Here is a 329-nt window from a genome sequence, read left to right as displayed (position 1 = left end):
CGGCCGCCCAGCTCGTCGATGAAGGTCTGATCCAGCCACGGCTTGTAGATCTTCAGCGCCGGGTTGGTCAGCAGGCCGTAGCGGTAGAAGCGCTCGATGTCGTTGCCCTTGAAGGTCGAGCCGTCGCCCCAGATGTTGACGTCGTCTTCCTTCATGGCGGCGACCAGCATGGTGCCGGTGACGGCGCGGCCCAGCGGCGTGGTGTTGAAGTACGTGATGCCGCCGGTGCTGATGTGGAAGGCGCCGGCCTGGATGGCGGCAATGCCTTCATTGGCCAGCTGCGGGCGGCAGTCGATCAGGCGAGCTTTCTCTGCACCGTACTCCATGGC

General features: G+C 64.7%; 1 protein-coding gene. It reads right to left on the bottom strand.

The window, feature by feature from the left end; translation table 11 throughout:
• Window positions 1-329: argininosuccinate synthase domain-containing protein (locus RVY79_RS18385; protein ID WP_317465978.1), on the bottom strand; the 329-nt coding region annotated here is incomplete at both ends.

It is taken from the genome of Chromohalobacter sp. HP20-39 (genome assembly GCF_033052815.1).
In the GTDB taxonomy this organism is placed as follows: Bacteria; Pseudomonadota; Gammaproteobacteria; order Pseudomonadales; family Halomonadaceae; genus Chromohalobacter.
The sequence above is the reverse complement of the archived record's forward strand: the minus strand, read 5'-3'. Positions and strand labels throughout refer to the sequence as shown.